Raw genomic sequence first — 13,309 nt, forward strand, 5'->3', positions numbered from 1 at the left:
TGACGTCATGGACCAGGATTCGAGCGGGGCCGGCGTCCCCCTGGCGTCGGCGGCCGGGCGGTGGGTGCTGGCCTGCTCGGTACTGGGCTCGGGGATGGCGCTGCTGGACGGCACGATCGTCAACATCGCGCTGCCGCGGATCGGGGAGGACCTGGACGCCCCGCTGTCGGCGCTGCAGTGGACGGTCAACGGCTACATGCTCACCCTCGCCGGGCTGATCCTCCTCGGCGGCAGCCTCGGCGACCGCTACGGGCGCCGCCGGGTCTTCGTCACCGGCGTGGTGTGGTTCGCGCTGGCCTCGGCGCTGTGCGGGATCGCACCGAACGACGGGGTGCTGATCGGCGCCCGCGCGCTGCAGGGGGTGGGCGGGGCGCTGCTGACGCCGGGGTCGCTGGCCCTGGTGCAGTCGACCTTCCGGGAGGACGACCGGGCGAAGGCGGTCGGGGCGTGGTCGGGCCTGGGCGGTGTGGCGGGGGCGGTCGGGCCCTTCCTCGGCGGCTGGCTCGTGGACGGGCCGGGCTGGCGGTGGATCTTCCTGGTCAACCTGCCGATCGCCGCGGTCGTGGTGGTGATCGCGGTGCGCCACGTGCCGGAGAGCCGGGACCGCGGCGCCTCGGGCAGCTTCGACGTGCGGGGCGCGGCGCTCGCCGCGCTGTGCCTGGCCGGTGTCACGTACGCGCTGATCGCCGCGTCCGGCCACCCCTCGTGGACGGCCGTGGTGGTGCCCGCGCTCGGCGGCGTGGCCTGCGGCGCGGCCTTCCTGCGCACCGAGCGCCGCGTGCGGAACCCGATGCTGCCGCTGTCCGTCTTCTCGTCGCGGCTGTTCACCTCGATGAACGTGGTGACGCTGTGCCTGTACGCGGCGATCGGCGGCGTCTTCTTCATCCTGCCCGTGCAGCTGCAGATCGCCGCCGGCTACAGCGCGCTGCACGCGGGCCTGGCGACGCTGCCGGTCACGGCGCTGATGCTGCTGCTGTCGGCCCCGGCGGGCGGGCTCGCCCAGCGCATCGGGCCGCGGCTGCCGCTCACGGTGGGGCCGCTGGTGACCGCGGCCGGGCTGCTGCTGCTCGTCCGGCTGGGGCCGGGCTCGTCGTCGTACCTGCTGGACGTGCTGCCCGCGGTGGTGGTGCAGGGACTGGGGATGAGCATGTTCGTGGCGCCGCTGACGGCGACGGTGCTGGCGTCCGTGGACGTCGACCACGCCGGGATCGCCAGCGGCGTCAACAACGCGGCCGCGCGGGTGGCGCAGCTGCTGGTCGTGGCGGCGCTGCCGCTCGCGGTGGGGCTGTCGGACCAGGCCTACCGCTCGCCGCACCGGGTGGACGCGGCCTTCGGCAGAGCCATGCTGATCTGCGCCGGGCTGTGCGGGCTGTCCGCGCTGCTGGCCTTCGTGCTGGTGCCACGGCAGGCGCTGGGCGGGGAGCCGGGCGCGCGGCCCGCCGCCCGGCCGGAATGCCGCGCGAACTGCGGCGTTCCCGCCCCGCCGCTGGAGCCGGGCGGCCCGGCGCGCAAGGCGGCGGGCTGACGGCTGCGGGGCGGGCCCCGCGCCGCCTCAGGCCCGTGTCTGCTGCCCCGCCGGGTCCTGCGCGGACGGCGGGTCCGGCTGCGGGTCGGTGAGCAGCTGCTCCAGCGCGGGCAGCGCGGCGAGCAGCGCGTCCAGCTGCCCGGCGTCCAGCCCGGCCATCCGGCGGGCCAGCAGCTCCGAGCGGGTGCGGCGGATCCGGCTGAGCAGCTGCGCGCCCTCGGGCGTGATGCTCACCAGCCAGGAGCGCCCGTCCGAGGGGTCGGGCTGCCGGGCGACGAGGCCGGCAGCGACCAGCGGCGCGACCGTACGCGTCAGCGAGGGCGCGGCGACCTGCTCGTGCGCGGCCAGCTCGCCGATCCGCAGCGGGCCGTGCTCCTGGGTCCTGGCCAGCGCGGACAGCTGGGCGTAGGTGAGGTTGAGGTCGTCGCCGGAGGCCTGGGCGAGCTGCCGGTAGAGCCTGGCGATGATCAGCCGCAGCCGGGCGACGGCTGCGGAGGAGGGCGCCCCGCGCCCGTCGTTGTCGGTCATGGCGGGGGCGCCTCCTGGGTCGTACCGCGGTCAGCTGTCCTGGGCGGGGCGCCGGCTGCGGATGAGCGACGCGCCCGCCGCGACCAAGGACATCACGATCGCGAGGGCGAACACCACGACGAGTCCGTCGTGGAAGGGCCCGGAGATGAGGTGCGGGAAGAACTCCCGCCCGGTGAGGGTGTGCGCGTTGCCGGCGGGCAGCTTGCCGAGCAGGTCGGGCCCGAGCAGCTGCTGGATCGGGTTGTAGCCGAGGAAGGCCGCGAAGAGCGTTCCCACCGGGGGCAGGTTGGCCACGTCGTGCGCGTTGGCGGCGGGCACGCCCTGTGCCGTCAGGCCGGTGCTGAGGGTGTGCGGCAGCGAGCGGGCGAGCCCCGCGACCATCAGCGAGAAGAACACGCCGATGGAGAGCACCATGCCGGCGTTCTGGAAGGTGGCCCGCATCCCGGAGGCCGCGCCTCTGGACTCCGCGGGCACGCTGGCCATGATGATGGACGTGTTGGGCGCGGCGAACAGGCCGCCGCCCAGGCCGTTGAGGAAGACCACGAGCGCGAAGAGCCAGTAGCTGAAGTCGGTCGGGATCAGCAGCAGTCCGGCGAAGGAGCCGGCCATCACGACGAAGCCGGCGGCGGCGAAGAGCCGGGCGCCGTAGCGGTCGGACAGCGCGCCCGCGACGGGCCCGGCGGCGAGGAAGCCGATGGTGAGCGGCAGCAGGTAGATGCCGGCCCACAGCGGGGTGTCGTCGTAGTTGTAGCCGTGCAGCGGCAGCCAGATGCCCTGGAGCCAGATGATGAGCATGAACTGCAGGCCGCCGCGCGCGACGGAGCCGAGCAGGGTGGCCGCGTTGCCGCCCGCGAAGGCCGCGTTGCGGAAGAGCTTCATCGGGAACATCGGCTCGGCGACCCGGTTCTCGACGACGCAGAAGGCCACGAGCGTCGCCGCGCCGCCGATCAGCCCGGCGAGCACCCACGGGTTGGTCCAGCCCATGGTGTGGCCGCCGTAGGGCTGGATGCCGTAGGTGATCCCGGCCAGCAGCGCGGTGAGGCCGACGGCGAAGGTGATGTTGCCCCACCAGTCCATCCTGGCCGGGCGGCGCACGCCGGTCTCGTGCAGCGAGCGGTAGGCCCACACGGTGCCGATGAGGCCGATGGGCACGTTCACCCAGAAGATGGAGCGCCAGTTCCACTCGGCGAGCAGGCCGCCGAGGACCAGGCCGATGAAGGAGCCGGCGATGCCGGCGACCATGTTGACGCCCAGCGCCATGCCGCGCTGCCGGGCCGGGAAGGCGTCGGTGATGATCGCGGCCGAGTTGGCCATCAGCATGGAGCCGCCGACCGCCTGGGCCACCCGCCACCCGATCAGCCACAGGGCGCCGCCGCCGCCGTGCATCGGGTCGACGGACAGGATGATCGAGGTGACGGTGAAGATCAGGAAGCCGGCGTTGTAGATCTTGACCCGGCCGAGGATGTCGCCGAGCCGGCCGAGGGTGACCACCAGGACGGCGGTGACGAGCATGTAGCCCATCAGCATCCACAGCAGGTAGCTGACGTTCCCGGGCTGGAGCGGGTCGAGCCTGATGCCGTTGAAGATCGCGGGCAGCGAGATCAGCACGATCGAGGAGTTGATCGTGGCGATCAGCATGCCGAGGGTGGTGTTGGACAGCGCCACCCACTTGTAGCGCGGATGGTCGGAAGCGATCCGCGGGGTCCGCGGTATTCGCTTGGTCGCGTCTTGAGTCGCCATCAGGCCCTTCACACCCCGCCCGGGTCAGTGGGTTCAACTACTTAACTTAGGTTAAGTAACTCTACCATCGGGAAGGGAACGGCCGCATCCGGTCAGGAGGGCGCCCTGCCGCGTCCTGGAGTGCGCCCCGCCCGCGGCCGCGCGCCTCAGCCGCGCCGGCGCAGCAGGTGGCCGTGCAGGAAGGCGGCCTGGCCGGCGTGCTGGAGGTCGTCGTTGACGACGCTGACGAGCCGCACGCCCAGCGTCACCGGAGGATTCCAGCGGCGGTCCACGATCCGGTCGAGATCGGCGTCCGAGAGCCCGCCGACGTAGGCCAGGCTCCGCTCGTGGACGGCGTCGTAGTAGCCGGTGAGCAGTCCGGCGGAGGCCGGGCGGACCGCGGCGACGTCGTCGGGGCTGTGGCCGTAGCCGATGTCGGCGGTGCCGAAGGGCAGGCCGAACTTCTTGTCCCAGCCGTCCTCCGTCCACGCCTGCGGACGTCCGGCGACCTCCGCGACGTGGTCGTCCTGGACCCGGGTGAGGTGCCAGACCAGCCAGCCGACGGTGTTGGCCTCGGGGTCGACGCGGTGGGCCAGTTCGTCGGCGGTCAGGCCGTCGACGGCCTGGTGCACGGTGTCCTTGATCCGGCCGAAGGCGTCGGCCAGGAGTTCTGCGGTGTTCATGGGGCTCCTCGCGGCAGCGGGGCGGTGCCGCCCGCGGGACCGGAGGGGCTCGCGGGCGGCCTGATGATCCGATCCTCGCCGATGAGCGCCGCGCGGGTGCGGATATCCGGCCCCGGCGCCCGGCGCCGCCCGGAACACGGGCGGGTGCCCGTGTTCAGCCTTCGAACACGGGCACCCGCGCGGGCCCTGCGAACCTCAGTTGGTGACGTTGACGGTGAAGGTGGTGGTGGTGTTCTGGATGTCCACGGCGTTGTCGCTCTCGTGCAGCCCGTTGATCGTCACCGAGCCCACGGCCGGTCCCTGGCCCGGTTCCGGCTGCGGGTTGGCCCACAGCCCGAAGCCGGACTTGGCGTCGAAGGCGTCACCGCTCCTGTGCGCCCCGGTCACCGACAGGTTGGTGAAAACGGTGTCCTTGATGGGCTTGAGCGAGGTGCTGCCGTTCCACTTGGTCTGGAACATCACGCCCTGGTAGGTCGGGGCGGAGATGTCCACGTCGCTGATGCGCAGGCCCTGGAGGTCGAATTCCGCGGAGTAGATCCACAGCGCCGGGAAGGCCTGCTGGCCCCAGAAGTGGCCCCCGTCCCTGACCAGCGAGATGTTCGAGAAGGTGGTCGTCGGCGAGGCCTCGAAGCCGAGCGCCGGGATGCCGCCGAACTGGAGCGAGCCGATGGTGATGCCCGGGTAGGTCAGGCTGTCGGCGATGTAGAGGTTGCTGAAGGTGTTGCCGCCGCCGCCGTAGACCGCCAGGCCCGCGGCGCGCCACACCGTCTGCACGCTCAGGTTGCTGAAGGTGTTGCCGGTCTCCTGCTCGTTGTGGTTGTCGATGGCCGGGAAGAGCGCGAAGCTGTCGTCGCCGGTCGACCGCGCCTCGGTGTTGGTGACCGTGTTGCCGGTCGAGCCGTTGGTGAGGTTCACCCCGTCGGCGAAGGTGTCGCGGATCCGCAGGTTGCTGATCGTGGAGTTGTCGACGTTCGTCGCCCACACGCCGCAGATCGTGTGCTCGATCCACAGGTTGTCGATCGTCAGGTTCGCGATCCCGTTGAGGTCGAAGACCTTGCCGGGGCCGTCGATGCGGCTGGTGTAGTTGCCGAAGAAGCCGAAGCCGGAGAAGCTCGACCCGCCCGAGCCGGACTGGAGCGAGAAGCCGCCGTCGGTGTTCTCCTGGGTCTGCGGCGTGAAGAACCTGGTGAACCAGGGGCCCGCGCCGACCACCTTGACCGCCCGCCCGTAGACGGTGAACTTGTTGGCGGTGGAGTAGTCGCCGGCGGGCAGGTAGACGCCGAGCTTGCTGGTGTCCTGCCGCGCGGTGTCCAGGGCGTTCTGCACGTCCTGCTGGGTGAAGCCGGCCGGCACGACGTACTTCGACGGGTCCGGGTTGGCGACCGGGGCCGCCTGCTCCAGGTTGACGTAGTCGATGTCGTAGGACGACGCGGTGTTGGCCGCGTCCTTCTCCAGCCGGATCGTGTGGCCCGCGGCCACCGTGGTGCCGAGCAGCACGTTGGCCTCGTCGTAGATGTGCCGCGGGGCGCCGGAGCCCGCGGAGTTGCCCGGGCTCGTCTCGTCGCCGTACAGCCACGCGAACTTCGAGGTCAGCGGGATCGTCCGGAGGAAGGTGCCGTCCACGTAGACGTTGAGCGTCGTGGAGCCGGTGCCGTCGGGGATGCTGAAGCGGGTGACCAGGGTGTTGGTCGGGTTCCTGGTCGTCCACTGGACGTACTGGCCGTTGCCCGCCAGGTGCACCGCCCTGCGGCCGGAGGCCTCGCCCGCCGGGTCGCCGATGGTGCGGTTGGGGCCGAGCACGCTCGCGCCGCCGCCGGTGACACCGTCCTCGGCCTCGTAGACGTCGTACGGCATGTTCGCGCCGCGGCCGACGAAGAGCGGCTGGGTGCTGGTGTTGTTGGCCTGCTTGACCGCCAGCTCGTTGGCGTCGGCGGCGATCACCGTCCTGACGGTGTACTTGCCGTTGGCCGCCGTCCAGCTGCCCAGGCTGACCGGGCTGGTGGTGGCGCCGGGCGCGATGGCGCCGCTGTAGGAGCCGGTGAGGGTCTTCACCACGGTGCCGGAGCTCGCGTCGGCGATCGTGAGGGTGATGCCGTGGGCGCCGGAGGCGGCGGCGACGGTGCCCTGGTTCCTGACGGCGACCGAGAAGTTGACGTTGTTGCCCGCCGACGGGTTGCCCGGCGACCAGGCCACCGGGGAGGCCAGCAGGTCGGAGGTGTCGACGGGCTTGACCACCAGGGCGGCCGGGCTGGTGTAGGAGTTGTTGGTGTCGTTCTGCTCGACGACCGTGTTCGCCTCGTCCACCTTGGCCGTCAGCTGGTAGCTGCCGGCGTCCCGGGCGCCGACCGACGCGGACACCGTGGTGCTCGCGCCCGCGGCCAGCGCGCCGACGGCGGCCGTGCCGACCTTGGTGGTGCCGAGGTAGAGGTTGACGCTGCTGGCCGGGGAGGCGCTGGTGCCGATGTTCCTCACCGTCGCGTTGAGCGTGATCGGGTCGGTCTCCACCGGGGCGGCGGGCGACGCGGTCAGGGAGCTCACGGTGAGATCCGGGTTCGGGCCGGGGGTGCCGATGACCTGGAATTCCGCGGCCTGGCCGCCGCCGGCGCCGGAGTTGCTGCTGAAGACCAGCCGGACGTCCGCGACCCGGGCGGTCACCGGGATGGTGACGGTGTTGCCGCTCGACGGGCTGAACGCGTAGCTCCTGGGTGCGACCAGCTGGGTGAAGCCGCTCGCGCTCTGCTCGCGGCCCTGCACCTCGATGGTCTGGGTGCGCGCGCCCCAGGCCGGGTCCGGGTTGAGCTTGACGACGACGGAGCCGGTGTCGACGTCGGCGCCGAGCTGCACGGTGAGCGAGCTGGTGCCGGTGCCCTCCCAGTAGGTGGTCACGTCGTCGTCGTCGGCGTTCGCGGCGACGAAGTTCTGCACCGTGGAGGTCGCGGTGATCGGCTTGCCGACCGCCTGGTTGGTGCCGCCGGTGGGCGGGTTGGTGCCGGTGCGGGTCACCGTGTTGCTGTTGCCCGACTCGTTGCCGGCCGCGTCGATCGCGCGCACGAAGTACGCGACGGTCGCGGTGTCCGGCTGGCTGTCGGTGTAGGTGAGCGTGCTGCCGCCGGTGGTGGCGATCCTGCTGCCGTTGGCGAAGACCTCGTAGCCGGTGACGGCGGTGTTGTCGCTCGCGGCGTTCCACGTCAGCCTGATCTGGCCGGACGCGGGCTGGGTGTACGCCAGGCCGCCGGGCGCGCTCGGCGCCTGGGTGTCGCCGGAGGCCCCGGTACGCGTGACCGTGTTGCTGGCCGCCGACTGGTTGCCCGCCGCGTCACGGGCCTTCACGTAGTACGCGACGGTGGCGGTGTCCGGCTGGCTGTCGGTGTACGTCAGCACGTTGCCGGCGACCGAGGTGCGCAGCTGGCCGTTGGCGTAGACGTCGTACGCGGTCACACCGGTGTTGTCGGTCGCGGCGCTCCACGTCAGCTTGACCTGGCCGGACGCGGGCTGGGTGTACGCCAGGCCGCCGGGCGCGCTCGGCGCCTGGGTGTCGCCGGTGGCGGGTCCGTAGACCTCGAACTCCGAGACCTGGCCGGCCGGCCAGCCGGTGTTGCCGGTGATGTTCAGCCGGACGTACCGGGTGGTGGCGGTGTTGAAGGTGATCGTCACCGTGTTGCCGCTCGACGGGTCGAACGTGTAGCCCCTGGAGGCGGCGAGGTCGGAGAAGGTGCTGCCGTCCTGGCTGCCCTGGACGGCGAGGGTCTGGGTGCGCGTCGCCCACGTGGTGGCCGGCGGGAGCTTGAGCACCACGGTGTTGACCGGCACCGCGGAGCCGAGGTCGACGCGCAGCCACTGCGGGAAGGCGTTGTTGGTGCTCTCCCAGTAGGTGCCGGCGTTGCCGTCGACGGCGTTGCCCGAGCCGTACACGTCGGCGTGGCCGGACTCGGCGGTCGGCTTGCCGGCGGCGAGGTTGGCGCCGGCCGCCGCGGCGGCCACGGTCAGCTCGGACAGCTGCGCGGAGCCGGCGGCGGAGTTGGCGGAGACCTCGGCGCGCACGTAGCGGGCCTTGGCCGCCGGGAAGTCGATGGTGACCGTGTTGTCCTTGTCGGGCGTGAACGTGTACGTCCTGGAGCCGACGACCGTGGAGAAGAGCGTGCCGTCGTCGCTCGCCTGGAGCGACAGGGTCTGGGTGCGGGCCTTCCAGGAGGCGGGCACCTTCAGCTGCACCGCGTCCACCAGGAGGCCGGCGCCCAGGTCGACCTGCGCCCACTGCGGGGTGGCGGGGCTGACCCTCCCGCTCTGCCAGTAGGTGCTCCGGTCGCCGTCGTCGATCCGGTCGGCGGTGTTGCCGCCGCTGGTGCTGCTGGCCGCGGCGGCCTTGCCGGCGGCGAGGCCGGGGGCTGCCGTGGCCGCCACGGCCGGCAGCGCGGTGCCGCCGAGCAGCAGCAGGCTGCCGGAGACCACCCCCGCCAGCAGCCGTGGTGTCGAGCGCTTCGTTCTCATGGCGTCCCTCTGTGGTGTGTGGGGGTTCAGGGGGTTGGGAGGAGAACGGCCGAGAGGAGCCCCGACGATCTATTCGAAACGTGCGGGATCAACAGCTGAAGTTGCGCTCATCTCATGCGGATCCATCGGCGTTCTGCTCATAATTTGCGCACGTGTTGGCAGAGTGTTACAGACGCGCTACGGCGACGTCTACGCCCCGGACGGCAACGATTCGCTCGCGGACGGCACCGGCCTCCCGGCGCGCCGGCGAGGCGGCGCCGGGAGCGGAGGGGCCGGGGTGTGAGAAAGCGCTTTCACTGAGGCGCCCGCGAAGGCACGCCGGGGCTCACGGCCCGGCGGACTACTTGAAGATCTTGCGCACGTCCGCCGCGCGCCGGTAGAGGCCGGCCGCGGTCAGCCGGCGCTTGACCATCGCGATCCGCGGGTGCCGGTCGCTCGGCTCTCCGCCGATCCGGTCCAGCTCCTCCACCAGCCGCTCGGAACGCTTCTCCAGCCCCAGCTCGTCCAGGATCCGGTCGACCTCGGCGAGCAGCGCGCCGTACAGCTGCCACTGGCGGGGATGCTCCTGGACGGTGGCGAGCAGCAGCCGGGCGATGGTGTCACGGCTCTTGGTGCTGTCGGACAGCGCTTGCGCGAGGTGGTCCTCCGCCGCCTGGGCGTTGGCGGTGACCTGGCTGGTGATCAGCACCGCGAAGCTCTCCACCGCGTGCGCGATGTGGTCCATGAGCCGTTCCATCTCCTCCGACACGTCGTCGTCGAGGAGGTGCTCGGTGGTGCGGTGCTTGGCCAGGTCCGTGAGCGTGCGGGACAGCACGCGGAGCACGACCGCGCAGATCTCCAGGGTGTCCAGGCCGGTGCGCAGCACGATCCGGGACAGCGCCCCCTCGCGCACCCGCGGGTTCCAGCGCAGGCTGTCCTCGGCCTGCCGCAGCGAGGCGTCCACCTCGGCGATGTCGTGGTCGAGCCGCCGCGCCTCGTGCAGCCGGGCGGCGGCCCGCTCGACCGGCAGGTGCCCGGCGACCTCGCCGCCGATGTCCCGGAAGAGCGCGCCCATGCGGCGGGCCATCGACTCGATCGACTCGCCCGCGGACTGCACCCACACCGGCGGTGCGAGCGCGTTGAACAGCAGCCCGACCACCGCGCCGATGAGCGTCTCGAAGACCCGGTCCCACGCGGTGTGGGCGACCCGGGTCACGCCGAGGACCAGCATCGCCGAGATCGCCACCTCGATCTCGAACTCCCCGGCGCGCACGAACCGGCCGATGAGCAGCGAGGTCAGGATGATCAGGCCGAGGCTCCACCAGCTCAGCCCCACCAGCGCGCTGAAGCCGATCGCGATGAGCACCCCGGCGACGACGGCGTTGACACGGCTGATCCCCGTGGTGAGCGTCGAGTACAAGGTCACCTGCACGACCAGCAGCGCGGTGAGCGGGGCGGTGAGCGGCGCGGGGTTGGGCAGCAGCCAGACGGCCACCACGTAGGAGATGACCGCCGCCGTGGCGGACCGCAGGATCTGCACCGCCGCGGGCTCGGCCGTCCACCGGACGAGCTTGACGACGGGCTCGGGCACGTCGGGCATCACTGGCATTTCCCGACCCTTCCCGCTCCTGGCGATCTCATTGCGGCCCGCCGGCACCCCGCACGCAGGACCCGTCCGGGCACGTCGGGGCCCTTTCCGGCCTCGTGCGGCCCCGGCCCGTCCGGCACAGCCTAGGGTCGAAGCCCGCCGCGGCGGCCGTACGGCGCGTCCCGCTCCACCGGGTTCACACCCCCGGCGCCACCGGGCGGCGGGAGCGTGATCGCCCGTCAAGATCTTGCACGCAGCGGATCGCCCGATAACGCGTCTATACGGGCAAGAAGTTCACGGACCGTTCGTATCTCGACGGCGGCGCGGAACGCCCGGAAACAGCGGTACCAATCTCGTTCACTTTCTTGACGCGTCCGCAACGGCGCCGTAAGCATCGCTGCCATCAGAGAGCGCTCTCACACGCACCCAGGAGACGCCGTGACCGGCAACCCCCCACCCCTGTCCAGACGCCTACCCCGCTCGTTCGTCCTCGCGTTCGCCGCCGCCGTGCTCGCGGCGTTCGCCCTCACGGCCACCCAGAGCCCCGCCCGGGCCGCGGGCACCCTGCTGTCGCAGGGGAAGACCGCGACGGCGTCCTCCACCGAGAACGCCGGCACCCCCGCCTCCGCGGCCGTCGACGGCAACACCGGCACCCGCTGGTCCTCCGCCGCCAGCGACCCGCAATGGCTCCAGGTCGACCTCGGCGCCACCGACACCATCAGCTCCGTCACCCTCAACTGGGAGACCGCCTACGCCAAGGCCTACCAGATCCAGACCTCGGCCGACGGCACCAACTGGACCGGCATCTACACCACCACCACCGCCACCGGCGGCATACAGAACCTCACCGTAAACGGTTCCGGGCGCTATGTCCGGATCTACACCACAGCCCGCGCCACCCAGTACGGCGTCTCCCTCTGGGAGTTCCAGGTCTACGGCACCACCGGCGGCGGCACCACGGCCTGCGGCACCGCCAACGCCGCACTGCACAAGACGGCGACGGCCTCCTCGACCGAGAACGCCGGCACCCCCGCGTCCTCCGCCGTCGACGGCAACACCGGCACCCGCTGGTCCTCCGCCGCCAGCGACCCGCAGTGGCTCCAGGTCGACCTCGGCTCGTCCCAGACCGTCTGCGGCGTGCAGCTGACCTGGGAGACCGCCTACGCCAAGGCCTACCAGATCCAGGTCTCGGCGGACGGCAGCAACTGGACCACCGCCTACTCCACCGCGAACGGCCCCGGCGCCACCGAGCTGATCACCCTCACCGGCACCGGCCGGTACGTGCGGATGTACGGCACCCAGCGGGCCACCGCTTACGGCTACTCCCTGTGGGAGTTCCAGGTCTTCACCGGCGGCACCGGCACCAGCGGCGGCGGTGACAGCGGCGGCAGCACCGGCGGCACCACCCCGCCCGGGGGCTCCCAGCTGCTGTCGTACAACAGGCCCGCGACCGCCTCGACCTACCAGGACGACGGCAACTGCCCGGCCTGCAACCCCGCCAAGGCGTTCGACGAGGACCCGGCGACCCGCTGGGCCACCAGCGACGTCAACGGCTGGGTCGACCCCGGCTGGATCTCCGTCGACCTGGGCGCCACCGCGCACGTCACCCAGGTCGTCCTGCAGTGGGACCCGGCCTACGCGACGGCGTACCAGATCCAGACGTCCGCGGACGGGAGCAACTGGACGTCGGTCTACTCCACCACCACCGGCAAGGGCTTCAAGGAGACCCTGAACGTCGACGGCACCGGCCGCTACGTGCGGATGTACGGCACCGCGCGCAGCAACGGCTACGGCTACAGCCTGTGGGGCTTCGACGTCTACGGCACCGGCGGCAACCCCACCGCGCCGCCCGCGCTGCCGCCGAACCCGGGCAACCCCGAGCGCCTGGTGTGGAACGACGAGTTCAACGGCCCGGCCGGCTCCAAGCCGGACACGGGCAAGTGGACCCAGGACACCGGCGGCGGCCAGAACGGCGAGCTGGAGTACTACACCAACGGCGACAACACCACGATGGACGGCAACGGCAACCTCGTCATCGAGGCCAGGAAGGAGAACGTCCAGGGGCACCAGTACACCTCCGGCCGGATCAACACCTCCGACCACTTCACCTTCACGTACGGACACGTCGAGGCGCGGATCAAGGTGTCCGGCACGCAGGGCCTGTGGCCGGCGTTCTGGATGCTGGGGTCGAACTTCAAGACCGGCACGCCGTGGCCGAACTGCGGTGAGATCGACATCATGGAGCACGTCGGCAAGGTCCCGGACTCCGTCTACTCCACGCTGCACGCCCCCGCGTACAACGGCGGCAACGGCTACGGCCAGCCCTACCAGATCGCGGGCAGCGACTTCGCGAACGACTTCCACACCTACGCGGTGGACTGGGACTCCAGCCACATGACCTTCTCGGTGGACGGGCACGCCTTCTTCACCGCCGACAAGGCGACGGTCGAGTCGACCCGCGGCCCGTGGGTCTACGACCACCCGTTCTACATCATCCTCAACAACGCGGTGGGCGGTGACTGGCCGGGCGCGCCCGACGCCGGCACGGTCTTCCCGCAGAAGATGCTCGTGGACTACGTGCGCGTCTCGCAGTAGGCGCGCCGCCGCAGGCCGCCCGGGTCCCGCCTCCCCGCGGGGCCCGGGCGGGGCCCCCCCCCCCCCCCCCCCCCCCCCCCCCCCCCCCCCCCCCCCGGGGGGGCGCCCCCCCCCCCCCCCCCCCCCCCAAAAAAAAAAAAAAAAAAAAATATGGGGGCCGCCCCCCCCCACCCCCCCGCGCCCCCCGGGGGGAAAACCCCCCCC

The 13,309-nt window shown here is 71.9% G+C and carries 7 protein-coding genes; 2 read left to right on the forward strand and 5 right to left on the reverse strand.

From position 1 onward, the window contains the following. Window positions 1–7: 7 nt before the first annotated feature. Window positions 8–1,525 (forward strand): MFS transporter, encoded by a 1,518-nt coding sequence (locus tag ACH4SE_RS07425; protein WP_398542347.1) that lies wholly within the window; start codon window positions 8–10, stop codon window positions 1,523–1,525. Between the two features lie 27 nt (window positions 1,526–1,552). Here ACH4SE_RS07425 and ACH4SE_RS07430 read toward each other — a convergent pair whose 3' ends face one another. The 5 genes from ACH4SE_RS07430 to ACH4SE_RS07450 form a co-directional block, all read right to left on the reverse strand. Further along, a complete protein-coding gene (locus ACH4SE_RS07430; RefSeq protein ID WP_398542348.1) occupies window positions 1,553–2,053 on the reverse strand; it encodes a MarR family transcriptional regulator in 501 nt (166 codons plus the stop codon). A 30-nt stretch (window positions 2,054–2,083) separates the two neighbouring features. After that, window positions 2,084–3,793: an MFS transporter gene (locus tag ACH4SE_RS07435; protein ID WP_398542349.1), complete on the reverse strand. Its 1,710-nt coding sequence runs from the start codon at window positions 3,791–3,793 to the stop codon at window positions 2,084–2,086. Between the two features lie 146 nt (window positions 3,794–3,939). Then, window positions 3,940–4,455 (reverse strand): DinB family protein, encoded by a 516-nt coding sequence (locus ACH4SE_RS07440; protein ID WP_398542350.1) that lies wholly within the window; start codon window positions 4,453–4,455, stop codon window positions 3,940–3,942. Between the two features lie 195 nt (window positions 4,456–4,650). Beyond that, window positions 4,651–8,943 (reverse strand): discoidin domain-containing protein, encoded by a 4,293-nt coding sequence (locus tag ACH4SE_RS07445; protein WP_398542351.1) that lies wholly within the window; start codon window positions 8,941–8,943, stop codon window positions 4,651–4,653. Window positions 8,944–9,283: 340 nt separating this feature from the next. After that, window positions 9,284–10,522 carry an FUSC family protein gene (locus ACH4SE_RS07450; RefSeq protein WP_398542676.1) on the reverse strand — a complete coding sequence of 413 codons (1,239 nt, stop codon included), beginning with the start codon at window positions 10,520–10,522 and terminating at the stop codon, window positions 9,284–9,286. 495 nt (window positions 10,523–11,017) lie between these two features. Between ACH4SE_RS07450 and ACH4SE_RS07455 the strand changes: the two genes are divergently transcribed. Then, entirely contained in the window at window positions 11,018–13,105 is a 2,088-nt protein-coding gene (locus ACH4SE_RS07455) for a discoidin domain-containing protein (protein WP_398542677.1), read from the forward strand. The last annotated feature ends 204 nt before the right edge of the window (window positions 13,106–13,309 follow it).

This window comes from Streptomyces sp. NPDC020983 (assembly GCF_044333485.1).
In the GTDB taxonomy this organism is placed as follows: Bacteria; Actinomycetota; Actinomycetes; order Streptomycetales; family Streptomycetaceae; genus Actinacidiphila.